This is a genomic window from Streptacidiphilus sp. MAP12-16, from assembly GCF_041262165.1.
Taxonomy (GTDB): Bacteria; Actinomycetota; Actinomycetes; order Streptomycetales; family Streptomycetaceae; genus Streptacidiphilus.
In genome coordinates this window covers 41,447-59,167 of the sequence record NZ_JBGCBY010000028.1, presented here as the reverse complement: position 1 = coordinate 59,167, position 17,721 = coordinate 41,447, and the positions used below count along the sequence as shown (strand labels likewise).

The window sequence follows — 17,721 nt, the reverse complement described above, 5'->3', positions numbered from 1 at the left end:
ACCCTACCCATCGGTAGAACCGATCGGTAGCCAAGGTCCCCCACACCTTACGGAGGTCGTCCATGTCCACCCGCCATGGCCGGGCCCGAGGCAGCCGCGGAAAGCGGCGCCCGAGACCCCTGGGACTCAGATCCCTCACCGCACTACTCGCCACCGCCGTGCTTCCACTCGTCGCCCTCGGCCTCGGCGCGGCGCCCGCGCAGGCCACCGGCTACCCCGTCCCCTACAGCTTCGCTGCGGGCATCAGCGCCGAACTGCTGAACCCGGGCAGTGCGCCGCCCGGCGCGAACAACTGGTCCTGCCGGCCCAGCGCGGCCCATCCACGGCCCGTGGTCCTGGTCCACGGCACCTTCGGCGACCTGACCGACAGCTGGCAGGCGCTCTCCCCACTGCTCGCCGACCAGGGCTACTGCGTCTTCGCCCTCAACTACGGCGGCTCGCCCGGGAACCTCTTCCAGGGCTACGGCGACATTCCCACCAGCGCCGCGCAGCTGGCCGCCTTCGTCGACCAGGTGCTCGCCGCCACCGGCGCCGCCCAGGCCGACATCGTCGGACACTCCCAGGGCGGAATGATGCCCCGCTACTACCTCAAGAACCTCGGCGGAGCGGCCAAGGTGCACACCTTGGTCGGCCTCGCCCCGTCCAACCACGGCACCAACCTGGACGGGCTCACCGGCCTGCTGGCCGCCTTCCCCGGCGGCTCGTCCTTCGTCGGCTCGCTGTGCGCGGCCTGCGGCCAGCAGACCGCCGGATCCCCCTTCATCACCGCGCTGAACTCCGGCGGTGACACGGTTCCCGGGATCCACTACACGGTCATCGAGACCCGCTACGACGAGGTGGTCACCCCCTACAGCTCCGCCTTCCTCAGCGGAGCCGACGTCACCGACATCACCCTTCAGGACCAGTGCGGCCTGGACCTCGCGGACCACCTCGCGGTGATCTACGACCCGGTGGCGCTGCACGACGTACTGAACGCGCTGGACCCCGCCCACGCCAGTCCCCCGCTGTGCGTGCCGGTCCTTCCGGTACTGGGCGGCTAAGACCGACCGGCGAATGGAGGGCGGCGTCGCAGGCCGATGGCTCTCGCCTGACCGGGTTGTCGTCAGTCGCCAATGCTCCGCAGTGGCTCCTTCCTCCGCCCCGCCCAGACTCGGCCCTCGACCCGCTCCTTCACCCACCCTCCATGTGCCGGTCGGTCTAAGCCGTCCCGGACTCCGACCGGGCGGGCCCGTGTGCACGGACCCGCCCGGCGACGCGACTCTGCCAGAACCGGAAGGCCCTAGAACGGAAAGGCACTGCGCCCGTGCTGGATGGAGATCCACTTCAGCGTGGTGAACGCCTCGATCGTCGACTCGCCGTTCAATCGGCCCAATCCGGAGTGCTTCTCGCCGCCGAAGGCGACGATCGGCTCGTCGTGGATCGTGCCGTCGTTGATGTGGATCATCCCGGTCTCGATCTGCTTGGCGATCCGCACCCCCCGCTCGATGTCGCCGGTGTGCACCGCGCCGCTGAGGCCGAAGGGGGTGTCGTTGGCGATCTTCACCGCCTCGTCCTCGCCGTCGAAGGGGATCACCAGGACGACCGGGCCGAACAGCTCCCGGGTCAGGATGGGCGCGCCGGGCGGAACGTCGGTCAGCACGGTCGGGTCCATCAGCGTGCCCTCGGTCTTCCCCCGGAGCAGGACCGTGGCGCCCGCGTCGACGGCCTGGTCCACCTGGGCGGTGATGGCGTCCGCCTGGTTGGCGTTGATCAGCGGACCGATGTGGGTCTCCGGATTCCGCGGGTCCCCCACCTTCAGCGAGGCGATCTTGCGGACGAACCGCTCGGTGAACTCGCGTTCTACGCTGCGGTCGACCAGCACCCGGTTGGCGGCCATGCAGACCTGGCCCTGGTGGGCGAAGCGGCTGAACACGGCCGCGTCCACGGCGTAGTCGAGGTCGGCGTCGTCCAGCACGATCAGCGCGCTGTTGCCGCCGAGCTCCAGCACGGTGCGTTTGAAGTGGCCTGCGGCGACCTGGGCGACATGCCTGCCGACCTGGTCGGAACCGGTGAACGAGATGACCTTGGGAACCGGGTGCTCGATGAGCGCGTCGCCGATCTCCGCGATGTCGGTCACCACCACGTTCAGCAGCCCGGCAGGGAGTCCCGCCTCCTCGAAGATCTTGGCTATCAGCGTGCCGCCCACGATCGGCGTGTTCTGGTGCGGCTTGAGCACGACGCCGTTGCCGAGTGCCAGGGCCGGAGCGACCGCCTTGAGGGACAGGAACAGCGGGAAGTTGAAGGGGCTGATCACCCCGACCACGCCCACCGGCAGCCGGTACAGCCGGTTCTCCTTGCCGTCGACCGGTGAGGGCAGGATGCGGCCTTCTGCCCGCAGCGGAAGCTGCATCGCCTCCCTGAGCATGTCCTTGGACAGGGCGAGCTCGAAACCGGCCTTCAGCCAGGTACCGCCGAGCTCCTCGACGATGAACTCGCTGATCTCCTGCTCGCGGTCCTCGATCACCCGCAGGGCCCGCTCGAAGACCAGCCGGCGGGCGTAGGGGTTGACCTGGCTCCACTCGCGCTGCGCCCGCTCCGCGGCCCGGTAGGCCTCGTCCACCTCGGCGACCGTGGCAACCGGCATGGCGGCGATCCGGTCACCGCTGTAGGGATTGACGTCGATGATCTCCCAGGTACCGCTGCCGGGTCGCCACCGGCCGTCGATGAACTGCAGTGCCAGATCGGAGAAGTAGGACATGTGATCCCTTCCGCAATGCCCGCCAGGAGGCGCACGATATCTGATGATATGTCATACTATGGTTGTGTCAGGGCGCTTGGAGAAGTGACATCAGGAAGTCCCGGCTCCCTTCGGGCGACAGGCAGTCGGAGCACATCCGCGCGAACGCCTGGCCGTACTGCTCCAACTCCTCGCTCTTGTCCAGATAGAGGGCGCCGGTGAGCTGCTCCAGATAGACGACCTCGCCGAGTTCGGACTGGCTGAACCGCAGCATGGTGAAGCTGCCGCCCTCGGCCACCGGGCCGCCGTGGTCCGCCGGCATGACCTGGAGCACCACGTGGGAGCGCTCGGACAGGTCCAGCAGCCTGCGGAGCTGGTCCTGCAGCACCTCCACGCCGCCGAACGGCCGGCGTAGGACCGCTTCGTCGATCACCGCGTGGAGCCGGGGCGCCCGCTCTGCGACGAGCCGCTTCTGCCGTTCCATCCGGAAGCCGACGCGGCGCTCGACCTCGTCCTCGGCCCCGGAGTCGCGACCCAGGGCGATCACCGCCCGGGCGTACTCCTCGGTCTGGAGCAGCGGGTGCACGAACTGGACGTCGTAGCTGCGGATCATCGCGGCCGCCTCCTCCAGGCCCACGTAGGTCTGGAACCAGGCCGGCAGCACGTCGCTGTAGCTGTGCCACCAGCCGGCCACGTTGGCCTCCCTGGCCATGGCCAACAGCGTGGCGCGCTCGGTCTCGTCGGTGACGCCGTAGAGGGAGAGCAGGTCCGCGACGTCCCGCTCCTTGAAGCCCACCCGCCCGAGTTCCAGGCGGCTGATCTTCGATTCCGAGGCACGGATGTGGTAGCCGGCCTGGTCCCGCGTGAAACCCCGGGTCTCTCGCAGACGACGCAGCTGCGCGCCAAGGAGCAGGCGGCGCACCAGGGAACCGCTTCCCGGCTGAACCATGGTCATTCGTGTGAACCCATACCCCTGCACCAGGCGGTCAGCCTCTGCCGGGCGCCGCTGCCGAGAGGCCATCCTGTCATATGGACAGAAGGCTTGAGCATGACACTCCTTACTCGAACCTTCCGCCGGACGTGCGACTTTCAGCCACGGACCGGCGCGGCGGCAGTCCCAGAGCGGGCGGCCCGCAACGGCTCGGGCGATGATGGCCGAATGCGACTCGACCACGTCTCCTACGCGGTGGCACGGGACGGCTTCGTCTCCACCGTGCAAAGGCTCGGCTCCGCGCTGGGCGCGGCCTTCACCGACGGCGGGGTGCACCCGAGATTCGGCACCCGCAACTTCGTGCTGCCGCTGGCCGGAGGCACCTACGTCGAGGTCGTGACGACGCTCGACCACCCGGCCGCCGACCGCGCACCGTTCGGCCGCGCCGTCGCGCGGAGGGCGGAGGAGGGCGGTGGCTGGCTCGGCTGGGTGGTGGCCGTGGACGACATCGCTCCGGTCGAGGCTCGGCTGGGCCGGCCGGCCGCCGAGGGCCACCGGGTGCGGCCCGACGGGTTTGATCTCCGCTGGAAGCAGATCGGCCTTCTGGAGCTGATCGATGATCCTCAACTCCCCTATTTCCTGCAGTGGTTGGTCCCACCCGAGGAGATCCCCTCGGCCGATCCGCGCACCGGCAGCCGGATTGCGGGGTTGACGATCTCGGGAGACTCCCGGGTAATCTCGGACTTTCTCGGCGGCCCCGCCGACCACCCACTCGACCAGACGGACGTGGCATGGATCGAGGACGAGGAGCCCGGACTCGTCTCCGTGGACTTCGCAACCGCGCGTGGTCCGGTCACGCTTTAGTCCCCCGCTGATCCCCAGGAGGGAAGCCATGGACATCCACCCAGGTGAAGGCGACGCGCTCGAACACATCGCCGGAATCTGCTTCAAGACCGGCCCGCCCCGGCACACCGGCGTGGAGCTGGAGTGGCTGGTGTGCGACCCCGCGGACCCGACGGCGCCAGTGCCGATCGCGCAGGTCCAGCGGGTGCTGGAGGACCTGGGCGCCGGCGACGGCCTCCCGTACCGGAGCAGGATCACGCTGGAGCCCGGGGGCCAGATCGAGCTGAGTTCTCGCCCCGCCACCTCCCCGGCGCAGTGCACCGAGAACACCGCCGCCGACCTGGCAGTCCTGCGGGCGGCCCTGGATCGGGCAGGGCTGGCAGTGGCGGGCTACGGCCTGGAGCCGTACCGCAACCCCACCCGGGTGCTCGACCTCCCCCGCTATCGCGCCATGGAGGCGTTCTTTGACCGCGGCGGCGGCTGGGGCCGGATGATGATGCGGGCCACCGCCTCCGTCCAGGTCAACGTGGACGCCGGCGACGACGGGGACGGCCCGTCCGGGTTCCGCTCCCGGTGGGTGCTGGCGCACCGACTGGGGCCCGTCCTGATCGCAGCCTTCGCGAACTCACCCCTGTGGCACGGCCGCCCCACCGGCTGGGTGTCGACCCGGCAGGCCGTCTGGGCGAACATGGACCCGGGCCGCACCCGCCCGCCCGTTCCCAACGGGGATCCGCGCGCCGACTGGGCCCGCTACGCCCTCGACGCCGACCTGCTGTGCCTGCGCCGCCCGGCCCCCGAGGCCTGGAGTGCCCCGCCGGACCTCTCCTTCCGTTCCTGGCTGCGCGGCGTACTCGCCGAGCGGCCGCCCACCCTGGACGACGCCGACTACCACCTGACCACGCTGTTCCCGCCGGTGCGGCCGCGCGGCTGGCTGGAACTGCGCATGATCGACGCCCAGCACGGCGACGACTGGGTGGTACCCACCCTGCTGGTCAGCAGCCTGATGGACGACCCGGTCGCGGCCCTCGCAGCGCACCGGGCGACGGAGCCGCTCACCGAAGGCGGTGAGGTTCCGCCGTGGGCGGTGTGGTTGCATGCCGCCCGGTCCGGCCTGGCCGACCCCCGGCTGCGGGAGGCCGCGGAGGCCTGCTTCACGGCCGGCCGCGCCGCCCTCGCCCGCGCCTGCGCGCCCGCCGACCTGCAACGCGCGGTGGCCGAGTTCGCCCACCGCTACCCGGAACGGGGCCGCTGCCCCGCCGACGACCGACTGGACGCCTTGATAGGAGCATCGTGATGGGTGACCGCGCCATGCCCGCCGGCACCGAAGCCGGCACCGAAGCCGGCACCGAAGCCGGCACCGACGTCGTGCGCATATCCGAGACCGCCACGGACACCGTGGCCGCGACCGTCAGGGAGCGCGCAAGGGCGGCGCTGGAGACCGCCCGGGCCAGGACCCTGGCGCTGACCGACTGCCTCGACGACGCCGAACTGACGGCCCAGCACTCGCCGTTGATGTCCCCTCTGGTCTGGGACCTGGCCCACATCGGCAACCAGGAGGAGATCTGGCTGGTCCGCGAGGCCGGTGGCAGACCCGCACTGCGCCCCGACCTGGACCCGATCTACGACGCCTTCCAGCACCCGCGCGCCGAGCGCCTCGCGCTGCCGCTGCTGGCCCCGGACCCGGCCCGCAGCTTCGTGGCCGAGGTCCGCGAGCAGGCCCTGGACGTGCTGGCCACCGCCCCCGTGAGCGGTAGCGCACTGTTCGACGGCGGCTTCGTCTTCGGCATGCTCGCCCAGCACGAGCAGCAGCACGACGAAACCATGCTCGCGACCCACCAACTGCGCCAGGGCGCACCAGTACTGCACGCCCCCGCGCCGCCGGCCCCGGCGGACGGAACCGCTCCGGCCGGGCTCCCGGCCGAAGTCCTGGTCCCCGCAGGCCCGTTCACCATGGGCACCTCCACCGACCCCTGGGCGCTGGACAACGAGCGCCCCGCCCACACCGTCGACCTGCCCGCCTACTGGCTGGACTCGGCCCCGGTCACCAACGCCGCCTACACGGAGTTCATCGACGACGGCGGCTACACGCAACCGCGCTGGTGGTCCACGGACGGCTGGAAGCACCGGCAGCACGCCGACCTCGAGGCCCCGCTGTTCTGGCACCGCGACGGCGGCAGCTGGCTCCGGCGGCGCTTCGGCCGCACCGAGCCCGTGCCGCCGCACGAGCCGGTGCTGCACGTGAGCTGGTACGAGGCCGACGCCTACGCCCGCTGGTCGGGCCGGCGCCTGCCCACCGAGGCGGAGTGGGAGAAGGCCGCGCGGCACGACCCCTCCACCGGACGCAGCCTGCGCCACCCCTGGGGCGAGGAGGACCCCGGACCCCGGCACGCCAACCTCGGTCAGCGCCACCTGCAGCCCGCCGAGGCCGGGTCCTACCCCGACGGAGCCGCGCCCTGCGGCGCACGGCAACTCCTCGGCGACGTCTGGGAGTGGACTGCCACCGACTTCACCGGATACCCCGGCTTCACCGCCTTCCCCTACCGCGAGTACTCCGAGGTCTTCTTCGGCGGCGACTACAAGGTGCTGCGCGGCGGCTCGTTCGGCACCGACCCGGTCGCCTGCCGCTCGACCTTCCGTAACTGGGACTACCCGATCCGGCGCCAGATCTTCGCGGGCTTCCGCACCGCGTGTGACCCGGAGGATGTCTGATGTGCCGTCACCTCGCCTATCTGGGGCCGGTCGTCCCGCTGGCCGAGCTGCTCACGACGCCGCCGCACAGCCTCGTCCGGCAGTCCTGGGCGCCGCGGAGGCAGACGCACGGCACGGTCAACGCCGACGGGTTCGGCATCGGCTGGTACCTGCCCGCCTCCGACGAGGAGCCCGCCCGCTACCGGCGTGCCGTGCCGATCTGGGCCGACCCCGACCTGGCCGACCTCGCCCGCACCATCCGCAGCGGGGCCGTCCTCGCCGCCGTCCGCAACGCCACCCCCGGCACCGGCCAGGAGGCCGCAGCCGCCGCGCCCTACCGCACCGGGCAGTGGCTGTTCAGCCACAACGGCGCGATCGACGACTGGCAGCGCCTCACCGAAGACACCGGCACCGCGCTCCCCGCGCGCATCATGCTCGGACTGGAGGCACACTGTGATTCAGCCCTGCTCTGGGCCCTGGTCCACGACCGGCTCAGCGCGGGCGAACCGCCCGGCAGCGCACTGGCCGGCGTCACCCGCCTGGTCGCGGCCGTACGCCCGCAGGTCCGGCTGAACCTGCTGCTCACCGACGGGAAGTCGATCACAGCCACCCGCTGGGGCGACTCGCTGTGGTACCGAGCCACCGGAGACCGGGTGCTGGTCGCATCCGAACCCTCCGACGAGGGCGGAGACGGTGGGGACTGGGTCGAGGTGCCGGAGCACTCGCTGCTGCTGGCCACCCGATCGCAGGTCCGCACCGAGCCGCTGTCCCCCGAGAACCCCCGTCCCGCCGCCGAGAGGAGCCGTCCCCATGACCTCGGTCTTCACGCTTGAACACCGGCTGCCCGCCGACTACTTCACCGACGCGCTGCGCGCCGACGCCTTCAAGGGCCTGACCGGTCATCCCAAGGCGCTGCCACCCGTCTGGTTCTACGACGCCACCGGCAGCGACCTCTTCGAGCAGATCACCCGGTTGGAGGAGTACTACCCCACCCGTACCGAGCGCGAGATCCTGACCGCCCGCGCGCCGGAGATCGCCGCGGCCGTCGGCGCCCGCACCCTGGTCGAACTCGGCTCCGGGTCCTCCGAGAAGACCCGCATCCTGCTCGACGCCCTGCGCGCGACCGGCAGCCTGCGCGGGTACGTGCCGGTCGACGTCAGCGAGAGCGCGCTGCGGCAGGCCGCACGAGCGGTCACCGGCAGCTACCCCGAACTCGACGTGCACGCCCTGGTCGCCGACTTCCACCAGCACCTGGGCCTTGAGGCGACGCAGGGTCCCCGGCTGCTGGCCTTCCTCGGCGGGACCATCGGCAATCTGCTCCCGGAGGAGCGCGCCACCTTCTTCGAACGGGTGAGCGATGAGTTGGAGCCGGGCGACGCCCTGCTGCTCGGTACCGACCTGGTCAAGGACCCGGCGACGCTGGTCGCCGCCTACGACGACTCCGCCGGGGTCACCGCGGCGTTCAACAAGAACGTCCTGTCCGTGCTCAACCACGGGCTGAACGCGGACTTCGACCCCGACGACTTCCGGCATGTCGCCCTCTGGGACCCGGAGCAGGAGTGGATCGAGATGCGGCTGCGCGCCACCCGCCCGCTGCACGTCAAGATCCGCGACCTGGACCTGGTGATCACCTTCGAGGACGGCGAGGAACTGCGGACCGAGATCTCGGCGAAATTCCGGCCGGACCGGGTCCGCGCGGAGCTCCAGCGGGCAGGACTCACCCTCGAGCACTGGTGGAGCGACTCAGCCGGGCGGTTCGCCTTGAGCCTCGCCGTTCCGGCCCCGCGGTGAGGGGAGCGCTTACGACCTGGGGGTCGTCAGACCCCGAGCCTGCGGAACACCGGGCGGGGCAGGTGCCTCAGCCCTGACATGACGACCCGGAGCGCCCCTGGCACCCACACCGTCTCGCTGCCCCGGCGCAGCCCCGCCATGATGGCGTCGGCGACGGCGTCGGGAGTGGTGGCCATGGGCGCCTCGGTCAGTCCCTCGGTCATCCGCCCCCGGACGAACCCGGGGCGGACGACCATGACCTGCACCCCGCTGCCCTGCAGGGAGTCGCCGAGTCCCTGGGCGAAGGCGTCGAGCCCAGCCTTGCTGGAGCCGTAGATGAAGTTGGCGCTCCTGGCCCGTTCGCCGGCTACGGACGACAGCACGACCAGCGATCCGTGGCCCTGGCGCCGTAGCGCCTGCGCGCACACCAGCCCCGAGGTGACCGCGCCGACGTAGTTGACCCGGGCGACGGCCGCGGCCGCGATCGGGTCCTGCTCGTCGCGCCGCTGGTCACCGAGCACGCCGAAGGCGAGCAGGACGACGTCGATGTCGCCGTCGGCGAACACCTTGCCGAGGACCGTTTCGTGGGTCTCGACGGCCTCGGCGTCGAAGTCGTGCACGCTGACCTGAGCGCCGAGCGCGGTGAGTTCCTCGGCCGCGGCGCTGAGCGCCGGGGAGGGGCGCCCGGCGAGGTGGACCCGGCGAGTGCGGGCACGGACCAGGCGCCGGGCGGTCGCCAGGCCGATTTCCGAGGATCCGCCGAGCAGGAGCAGGGACTGGGGCTGGCCCAGGGCGTTCTTCACGGGTCACATGCCTTTCTGTGGACTTAGACCGGCCGGCAAATGGGGGGTGGGTGAAGAAGGGGGTCCCCCCGGCCGAAGGTTGGGGGAGGGTCGAGGGAGGGGGCACCCCCGGACGAAGTTTGGGGGAGAGTCTGGGCGGGGCGAAGGAAGGAGCCATTGCGGAGCACTGGCGACGGACGACAACCCGGCCAGGCGAGAGCCTCCCCCACCCTTCGGGCGGGAGGTGCCCCCTTGCCCGCGACGCCGCCCCCAATTTGCCGGCCGGTCTCAGGAGGCAGCCTCCTAGAGGCTCAGCCGGCGGGCGAGATCGGAGGCGAAGCGCCCCTGGGGGTCGATACGGGCGCGCAGCCTGCGGAAGTCGTTGACCGCGGGGTACATCCCGGCCAGGCTCGCCGCGCCCAGCCGGGAGTCCTTGGCCAGGTAGATCCGTCCACCGGCCCGCAGAACCTCCTCGTCGAGCCCGTCCAGGAGCTGTCCGAGGCCGGGCAGCGCGGCCGGGATGTCCAGGGCGAGGGTCCAGCCGGGCGCGGGGAAGGACAGCCAGCCGGGATCGCCGTCACCGAAGCGCTTGAGGACGGCGAGGAAGGCGGGGCACCGGTGCCGGCTGATCGCCTCGACGATGCGCCGGAGCGCCGGCTCCTCCCCGTAGGGGACGACGAACTGGTACTGCAGGAAGCCGCGGCGCCCGTAGATCCGGTTCCAGTCGGGAAGCCCGTCGAGCGGGTGGAAGAACGTGGAGAGCCGCTGCAGCTCGCCTCGCCGTTCGCGGGGCGCTTTTCGGTACCAGAGCTCGTTGAACGCGCCGACCGTCGTCGCGCTGAGCAGACCGCCGGGCAGGCCCCGGGGCACCGACGGCAGGCGGGAGGTGCGGAAGCCGAGGGGGTCGCGGCGCTGCCGGCCGTCGAGCTGGTCCGGGCTCGCATGGTCGCCCCGGGAGAGCACGGCGCGCCCGGTGGACGCTCCGCGCGCGAGCAGGTCGATCCAGGCCACCGAGTAGCGGTAGCGGTGGTCGGTGGCCTCCAGACGGTCCATCAGGTCGTCGAGGTCGACGGCTCGTTCGGTGTCCACGCTCATCAGTGCGGTCTGCACCGGCAGCAGCTGGATCTCGGCACTGAGGACGACCCCGGTGAGGCCCATGCCTCCGGCCGTCGCCCAGAACAGCTCGGGGTCGGTCTCGGGGGTGAGGGTGTGGGTCTCGCCGTCGGCGGTGAGCAGGTCCAGGGAGCGGACGTGACGGGTGAAACTGCCGCTGACGTGGTGGTTCTTGCCGTGGATGTCCGCCGCGATCGCCCCGCCGACGGTGACGTAGCGGGTGCCGGGGGTGACCGGGACGAACCAGCCCAGGGGCAGCAGCAGCCGCATCAGCCGATCGAGGCTGACGCCCGCCTCGCAGCTGACCAGCCCGCGCCTGGCGTCGATGGAGTGGACGGCGGTGAGCGCGGTCATGTCGAGGACGGTGCCGCCCGCGTTCTGGGCGGCGTCTCCGTAGGAGCGCCCGAGGCCGCGCGCGACGACCCCGCGAGCGCCCGCGCTGTGCACCACGTCCGCCAGCTCGGCGGTGGTCGCGGGGACGCTGACCCGGGCGACGGTGGGCGCGGTGCGACCCCAGCCCGTGAGGGCCGTCGTGCGATAGCGGCCGGCGTCTTCTCGCATGTGAGAGAACGTACCGCCTCGGCGGGCGATGGGGCCTCACATACATGCCTTCTCGGCGTATTTGCTGATTTCGGTCGATTGGTTCCCGTACGCGTCAGCGGGCGTACACGGCCACGAAGTCCTTGCTGGACTGCTCGTAGTAGCGGGTGGGTGCGCGGACGAAGTTGACCAGGTTGTGCGGGACCGGGTCGCTCGGCTGCCGGGTCCCGTCGTAGGAGATGAACGACGGCCAGCTGATGTTGATGTCCAGCATCATCGCGGTCACCGCTCCCGCCCGCTGCAGGGTGGTGGCGAGCGTCGACACGGACATGAGCCGCCCGCCGACGTAGATGATGTCGCCGTTGCGGTCGATGCCGACCCCGGAGCGTGCCACGAAGGGGAAGCCTCCGTCGGTCAGCCCCCAGACGCCCGTACCGCCGTAGTACACGGCGTCGGTCACCCGGCCCTGATCGACCAGCGGCACCAGGCACTGGCGTACCCCGACCACGTCCGCGGCCATGCCCACGTCGCGGTTCCACACGCCGATGGTGATCGAGCCGTCCCGGTGGAACACTTCGGAGGCGGCACCGCTGCGCAGCGAGCCGACCGTGTTCCCGTCGAGGTAGAAGCCGCCGTGGGAGTCTCCGTTGGACACCTTGAAGCCGCCGTTGAAGGTGGCCACCAGGCCGGTACGCCGGCCTGGCGCGATGCTGGGCGGCACCGGCCAGCTGCCGCCCGGCTCCAGGACGCCCGGATGCAGCTCGAACCGGAGCGCCGAGTGCCGCATCCACGCCACGCCGACGGGGAACCCGAGGTCCGTGGCGTCGGGACGCATGGTCGTGCTCTGGACGACCGGCTGGCCCTTGACCGTCACCAGTGTGGAGAAGACGCCCTCCCCGGGCTGCGCCGGGCTGACCAGCGGGGGCACCGGGGCATGCATCGGCAGCACCGGGACCGACGGCGGCTCGGGTCGCGTCTTGTCCCGCCCGGTGTCCGGCCGCCCGGCGCGGGAGGAGACGTCGCCCATGACGCACTGGGCAGCCTGCCCGGGCTGCGGACGTTCGATCAGGTCGGCGACGGTGTCCAGCTCGTGGCAGCGGCCCCAGTGGGCCAGCTTGACGATCGTCCCTTCGTCTCCCGGCGCGGCCAGCGCGTCGTTGACGCAGTAGCCCGCGAGGCCGAGCGCGGTCACCGCGACGAGGAGCGTCGACCAGCGGGCGAGCCCCTTGGTTCTTGGGTTTCTCGATGCCACGGGATCCCTCCCGGCCGAGTCGGGGATGGTCACGGCTGGATGGCCAGCCCGATGACGAACAGCACCAGCCACAGCAGTTCCAGGCACAGCATGGGTACGTCCCGGATCAGCAGGTCCTCGATCTGCCCGGTGGTTCCGGTCGCGGTCAGCCGGTCGAACCGGACCAGGGCCGCGACCAGCGGCACCGTGGTGGCGAGGTGCCAGTCCGCGGTCCAGGCGTCGGCCTCGGTCCAGGCCCAGGTGAAGTAGGCCGCGATCATCGCGAGCGCGACCAGCCGCTGGGCGGTGCGCAGCCCGCGCGGCGTGTAGCGGCGCAGCGAGGGACGGTGGCCTGCGGCGGGCGCGCCGAGCGAGGTGAGCTCGGTGAAGCGCTTGGCGACCACCACCAGCAGCGCGCCCAGGCTGCACACCAGGACGAACCATCCGGACGGCGGCACATGCACCGCCGCCGCACCGCCGAGCGCCCGCAGCACGAAGCCGGAGGCGACCACCGCCAGTTCGACGACCGGCACGTGCTTCAGCTTGGCGGAGTAGAGGAACGAGGTGGCCAGGTAGGCGGTGACGGCGAGGATGAGCCCGTACCCAGGCGTCACCAGGCCGACCGCCCAGGCCAGGCAGACGCAGACGCAGGCGAGCGCCAGCGCGTGCGTCTCGCTCAGATCGCCGCAGGCCACGGGCCGCAGGCACTTGCGCGGATGCTGCCGGTCGCGTTCGGCGTCCAGGGCGTCGTTGACGAAGTACACCGCGCAGGAGGCGAGGGTGAACACCACGAAGGCCAGGGTCGCGCCGCCCAGCGCGGTACTGCCGCGGCTCAGTGCGGAGCCGGTCAGCGGGGCGGCGAACACCAGCAGGTTCTTGGGCCACTGGCGGGGCCGGGCGGTGCGGACGGCGGCGACCGGCCAGCGCACCCAGGTCGGTCGGCGCGCGGGAACCAGCGGGGTGACGACGGTCGGAGGCGCGGGCTGAGCCGGCTGTTGGATGGTCATCGCGCGTACACGGCCGTGAAGTCGCGGCTGGTCGACTCGTAGTAGCGAGCGGCCGGCCGCTCCTGGTCCGGAAGCAGCTTGACCGGCGTCGGGTCGGCCGGGTCGGGCGTGGGCCGGTAGTAGACGAAGGACATCCAGGCAGGGTTGATGTCCAGCTGCATCGCCTGGACGCAGCCGGCTCGCTGCAGCAGGTCGGCCAGGGTCCGTACGGACAGGGCCGGACCGTAGACGTAGACGATCCGCCCGTCGCGGGTGACTCCGGCGCCCGAGCGCCAGACGAAGTACTTGCCGGCGATGGTGAGGCCCCAGCCGCTCTCGACGTTGGTGTCGACATCGCCCGGGACCTGGCCGTTGTCCACGATGAGCCTGAGGTTCTGGCGCACGCCGACGACGTCGGGGGTGAGCTTGACGTCGCGGCCCCAGGAGCCGACGGTCAGGTGGCCGTCGCGGTAGAAGACCAGCGACGCCGCATCGGGAGTCAGCGTTCCCTTGGTGATGCCGTTGAGGTAGAAGCCCCCGCGCGCTTCGTTGATCTTGAAGCCGCCGTTGAAGGTCGCCAGCAGTCCGGTCCGGGATCCCGCCGGAATCGAGGGCGGGACGCCCCAGTTGGCCGGCCCCGGGTCGAGCTCGCCCGGGTGGAGCGAGAAGCGGAGCACCCGGGGGTCCATCGAGACCACTCCGGCGACGTACGAGGTGTGCTCCGCGTCGGGGCGCACGTACGCGCCCATCACGGCGGGGGTTCCGCGCACAGTGCCGAGAACCTGCCAGTTGCCCTCACCGGGCAGCGCGGGCCCGGCCGGCGAGACCAGCCTGGGCAGGACGATCGCTGCCAGTGCGGGGGTGCCCGGGTCTCCCTGCGTTCCGACGCCAGTGGGCTTCAACGCCATGTCGGGCCGGCCGCCCACCTTGGGTGGGTGCGCCTTGTACTGGGCGCTCTCCAGGAAGGTCACCACCGGGCCGAGATGGTGGTCCCGCCCCCATTCGGCCACCCGAGCGGCCACGCTGTCGTCGCCGGGCGCGGTCAGCGCCCCGCCGAGCGACCAGGCCAGCCAGCCCGCGAATATCGCTGTCAGCGAGAGCATCGCCTTCGTGGTGCGCAGGGACAGCAGGCGGCGTATCCGGCCTCGCCGGGGCGCTTCGGGGCCCGGATCAGGGGTGTCGGCGTTAGGCCCGTCGGTGTTCGGCGTGTCGGTGTTCGGCGTGTCGGCCTTCGGCATATCGGGATCCGAGAGGGCGAGGTTCTCGGCTGTGGGTTCGGGCGTCGGCGACATTCGTGCACACACCTTCTTCCTGCAGCGCGACCCGGAAACGGGCAGGGAAAAGGGACGGTCGCGTCGGTTCGGTGGCCGCGGGATTCCTTGGGTCGGGCTGCTCGGTTCACGCTAGGCAGTCATCGAGCGCTCCGCCCGTCCGACTAGGCAGTTCGAGGGACGGCCCCGGATCTTCCCGAGCGTGGGAGTCTGCGTGCAGGCCAGGGCCGTGCTACAAGAGCCGGCCGGTCCCGGTCGAGCCATCCGGTCATCGCCCGCCGGACAATCTCCGCTGAGCCGAACAGCGGATCCGACAGTGCGTCAGAAAGCATTCCGCCACCGCCGGTGTTCCCATGGAACGGCGTGGCCTGATCGAGCCTCAGTTTGCGACTGGGCATCAGGCTCCGTCATTCACCTCGCCATTCAGGGGCCACCGATGGGAGTAGACCGATGCCGAAGGGCCCGCGTACGACCAGGACGGTGCTGCGCGGCGTCGGCGCAGCCCTCACCTGCGCGGTCGTGCCGTTCTGCATCGACACGGTGCCGCATCTCCCGTCCGCGTCCGCGTCCCCCTCCCATTCCGCGGCGTCAACCAGGCAGGTGCGGGCCGTCGCGACGCGACCGGCGGCGGCACACACTCCGACGACGCGAGCCGGCAGCGCGGAGCAGGTGCCGCCGCCTTCCTTCCCCGCCGCCTTCCGGGTCGGGGCCGTGTTCTCTCCCGCCGGCTCCTGGCACCACTACTGCACCGCGAGCGTGGTCGACAGCCCGCACCGCAACCTGCTGATCACCGCCGCTCATTGCGTTCACTACGGCAGCGGGAGCGGCTATCGCAGCGGCATCGCCTTCTCCCCCGGCGACGGGTCCGGCCACGGCCCGGCCGGCACCTGGCGGGTGAGCGCCGAACTGGTCGACCCCGCCTGGTCCTCCGCGTCCGACCCGGACGTGGACGTGGCCTTCGTGGTGGTGTCGCCGCTGGCGGGGCGCAACATCGAGGACGTGGTCGGCGGCAATCCGCTGGGAATCGGCCGCCGGCCGGGGCACATCGGTCTGATCGGCTACCCGGACGACTCGGACAGCTCCCACGCGTGCACGGGCACGGTCCGGCAGCGCAGCGCGTCCCAGAACCGCGTCTACTGCCCCGGCTTCACCTCCGGTACCAGCGGGAGCCCCTGGCTGGCCGGCCCGCACGCCGCCTCGGGCAGCGGCACGATCGTCGGGGTGATCGGCGGCTATCACCGCGGCGGCTCCACCCCCGACGTCTCCTACAGCAGCGCCTTCGACGACCGCGTCGCCGCGCTGTACCGACGAGCCGTGACCCTGTGACACCAAGACGAGGCCGGAGGCCCCATGCGTACACGCCCGGTGCAGTTCCCCGCCGCCCTGCTCGCGATCGGCGCCGCGCTCTGCGGCGGCGTGTGGATGATGACTGACGGCTCACGAACCTCGGCCCCGCCCCAGCCGTCGGCTGCCGACGCGTTCCACAGCACCGCCAGGCCAGGGACACCCTCCCCCTCGGCCTCGCCCACCGGCATCATCCCGCTGACGTACTCCGTTCCGGTCCGGCTCCGCATCCCCACCATCGGCGTCGACGCCCCGGTGACCGGGGAGAAGGTCGGCGCGAGCGGCCAGCTGAACGTCCCCCCGGCCGACAACCGCAACCTGGTCGGCTGGTACCAGGACGGCCCGGCGCCCGGCACGGCCGGCAACGCGATCGTGCTCGGCCATGTCGACACCAAGAAGGGCCCGGCGGTCTTCTACGGCCTGGGCACCCTGCACAAGGGCTACACCGTCAACATCGTGCGGGCGGACCGCAGCACCGCAGTGTTCACCATTGACGCCATCGAGGTGTACGCGAAGAACAACTTCCCCTCCGACCGCGTCTACGGCCCCACCGCCCGCCCCGAGCTGCGCCTGATCACCTGCGGCGGCGGCTACACCAAGGCGACCGGCTATCTCGGCAACGTGGTCGTCTACGCCCACCTCACCGGCAGGGGCTGAGCCCCGCCAGACGTCAAACTCGGCTTACGACCTGGGGGTCGTCAGGCGGCACCTACGCGCTCCTGCGTGAGGTGCGCGTACACCACCACATTGCCCAGGTAGCCCCGGCCCTTGCTGAAGCCGCCGCCACAGGTGATCACGCGCAGCTGCGGCCCGGTGGTCGGCCCGTACACCTTCTGGTCGGGGAAGGTGCTCTTGTCGTAGACCTCGATGGCGTCGATTCCGAAGACCGCCACCGTCCCGTCCCGCCGGTCGATCTCGATCGTGTTGCCCTTGTGCAGCGCCCCGAGGTCGTAGAAGACGGCGCGGCCTCGCGCGTTGTCCACGTGGCCGTCGATCAGGGCGTTCCCGACCGCTCCCGGCGTCGGACCGCCCCGGTACCAGCCGGCGAGGTTCCTGTCGTTCTCCGGCGGAACCTGGAGATGGCCCGTGGAGTCGAGGCCCAGCTGCGCCAGAGGGGCGTTCACGCCGATCGTCGGGATCCTGATCCGGAGCGGCACGGAAGGGGCCAGCGGAGGCGGAGGAGGGGGCGCCGGGCTGCGTTCGGCGGAGGGCGACCACGGGTCCCCCTCGGTGTACGGCGCGCCCTGGAACGCGTCGGCGCCGCTCGGCTGCGGCGGCATGACGGTGTGGGTGCCGTCGACGAGCAGCCAGCTGCCGACGGCCAGCGCGGCGATCACGGACAGAGCGGTCAGCCCGCTCGCTTTCGGCCGGTTCTCGGTCATGGCCCTCTTGTTCGCTTCATGGGTCTGTCCGCACAGCCAAGCCCGAACCAGGAACAGACGCATCGTCAAAGGCCACCGAGAGAAGTACAGCTGGCCGAGGAACAACGCCGGTGCCGGCGAGAAG

The 17,721-nt window shown here is 71.5% G+C and carries 16 protein-coding genes; 8 read left to right on the top strand and 8 right to left on the bottom strand.

From position 1 onward, the window contains the following. Window positions 1-62: 62 nt before the first annotated feature. Complete coding sequence (locus ABIA33_RS29825; RefSeq protein ID WP_370085779.1) at window positions 63-1,040, top strand: esterase/lipase family protein; 978 nt, start codon at window positions 63-65, stop codon at window positions 1,038-1,040. 239 nt (window positions 1,041-1,279) lie between these two features. Here ABIA33_RS29825 and ABIA33_RS29820 read toward each other — a convergent pair whose 3' ends face one another. Together ABIA33_RS29820 and ABIA33_RS29815 are read right to left on the bottom strand one after the other, a co-directional pair. Beyond that, on the bottom strand, window positions 1,280-2,737 hold the full coding sequence (locus ABIA33_RS29820; protein WP_370085778.1) for an aldehyde dehydrogenase family protein: 1,458 nt from the start codon (window positions 2,735-2,737) through the stop codon (window positions 1,280-1,282). A gap of 67 nt (window positions 2,738-2,804) precedes the next feature. Next, window positions 2,805-3,671: a helix-turn-helix domain-containing protein gene (locus ABIA33_RS29815; RefSeq protein ID WP_370085777.1), complete on the bottom strand. Its 867-nt coding sequence runs from the start codon at window positions 3,669-3,671 to the stop codon at window positions 2,805-2,807. A gap of 204 nt (window positions 3,672-3,875) precedes the next feature. On the opposite strand from ABIA33_RS29815, the gene ABIA33_RS29810 reads away from it, so the two are divergent. From ABIA33_RS29810 to egtD, 5 genes are read left to right on the top strand one after another with little or no spacing between them, the layout of a single operon-like run. Beyond that, on the top strand, window positions 3,876-4,511 hold the full coding sequence (locus ABIA33_RS29810; RefSeq protein WP_370085776.1) for a VOC family protein: 636 nt from the start codon (window positions 3,876-3,878) through the stop codon (window positions 4,509-4,511). A gap of 28 nt (window positions 4,512-4,539) precedes the next feature. Next, window positions 4,540-5,784 carry an ergothioneine biosynthesis glutamate--cysteine ligase EgtA gene (egtA, locus tag ABIA33_RS29805; RefSeq protein WP_370085775.1) on the top strand — a complete coding sequence of 415 codons (1,245 nt, stop codon included), beginning with the start codon at window positions 4,540-4,542 and terminating at the stop codon, window positions 5,782-5,784. Then, window positions 5,784-7,199, top strand: coding sequence for an ergothioneine biosynthesis protein EgtB (gene egtB, locus ABIA33_RS29800; protein WP_370085774.1), 1,416 nt, complete (start codon window positions 5,784-5,786; stop codon window positions 7,197-7,199). Before egtA ends, egtB begins: the two co-directional genes overlap by 1 nt. Then, entirely contained in the window at window positions 7,199-8,011 is an 813-nt protein-coding gene (egtC, locus tag ABIA33_RS29795) for an ergothioneine biosynthesis protein EgtC (protein WP_370085773.1), read from the top strand. Before egtB ends, egtC begins: the two co-directional genes overlap by 1 nt. Beyond that, a complete protein-coding gene (egtD, locus tag ABIA33_RS29790; protein ID WP_370085772.1) occupies window positions 7,989-8,969 on the top strand; it encodes an L-histidine N(alpha)-methyltransferase in 981 nt (326 codons plus the stop codon). Before egtC ends, egtD begins: the two co-directional genes overlap by 23 nt. 26 nt (window positions 8,970-8,995) lie before the next feature. Here egtD and ABIA33_RS29785 read toward each other — a convergent pair whose 3' ends face one another. The 5 genes from ABIA33_RS29785 to ABIA33_RS29765 form a co-directional block, all read right to left on the bottom strand. Then, on the bottom strand, window positions 8,996-9,751 hold the full coding sequence (locus tag ABIA33_RS29785) for a decaprenylphospho-beta-D-erythro-pentofuranosid-2-ulose 2-reductase (protein WP_370085771.1): 756 nt from the start codon (window positions 9,749-9,751) through the stop codon (window positions 8,996-8,998). Between the two features lie 282 nt (window positions 9,752-10,033). Then, window positions 10,034-11,404, bottom strand: a complete 1,371-nt coding sequence (locus ABIA33_RS29780) for an FAD-binding protein (RefSeq protein ID WP_370085770.1) — start codon at window positions 11,402-11,404, stop codon at window positions 10,034-10,036. A 94-nt stretch (window positions 11,405-11,498) separates the two neighbouring features. Further along, entirely contained in the window at window positions 11,499-12,635 is a 1,137-nt protein-coding gene (locus ABIA33_RS29775) for a phosphodiester glycosidase family protein (RefSeq protein WP_370085769.1), read from the bottom strand. Window positions 12,636-12,664: 29 nt separating this feature from the next. Further along, window positions 12,665-13,621, bottom strand: a complete 957-nt coding sequence (locus tag ABIA33_RS29770) for a decaprenyl-phosphate phosphoribosyltransferase (protein WP_370085768.1) — start codon at window positions 13,619-13,621, stop codon at window positions 12,665-12,667. Next, window positions 13,618-14,892 carry a phosphodiester glycosidase family protein gene (locus tag ABIA33_RS29765; RefSeq protein WP_370085767.1) on the bottom strand — a complete coding sequence of 425 codons (1,275 nt, stop codon included), beginning with the start codon at window positions 14,890-14,892 and terminating at the stop codon, window positions 13,618-13,620. Before ABIA33_RS29765 ends, ABIA33_RS29770 begins: the two co-directional genes overlap by 4 nt. 429 nt (window positions 14,893-15,321) lie before the next feature. Between ABIA33_RS29765 and ABIA33_RS29760 the strand changes: the two genes are divergently transcribed. Continuing rightward, the gene (locus ABIA33_RS29760; RefSeq protein WP_370085766.1) at window positions 15,322-16,197 is read left to right on the top strand and encodes a serine protease; all 876 of its coding nucleotides are present in this window, start codon (window positions 15,322-15,324) and stop codon (window positions 16,195-16,197) included. A gap of 24 nt (window positions 16,198-16,221) precedes the next feature. Then, window positions 16,222-16,872 (top strand): class F sortase, encoded by a 651-nt coding sequence (locus ABIA33_RS29755; protein ID WP_370085765.1) that lies wholly within the window; start codon window positions 16,222-16,224, stop codon window positions 16,870-16,872. A gap of 41 nt (window positions 16,873-16,913) precedes the next feature. Here ABIA33_RS29755 and ABIA33_RS29750 read toward each other — a convergent pair whose 3' ends face one another. Then, window positions 16,914-17,597: a class F sortase gene (locus ABIA33_RS29750; RefSeq protein ID WP_370085764.1), complete on the bottom strand. Its 684-nt coding sequence runs from the start codon at window positions 17,595-17,597 to the stop codon at window positions 16,914-16,916. Window positions 17,598-17,721: the final 124 nt, after the last annotated feature.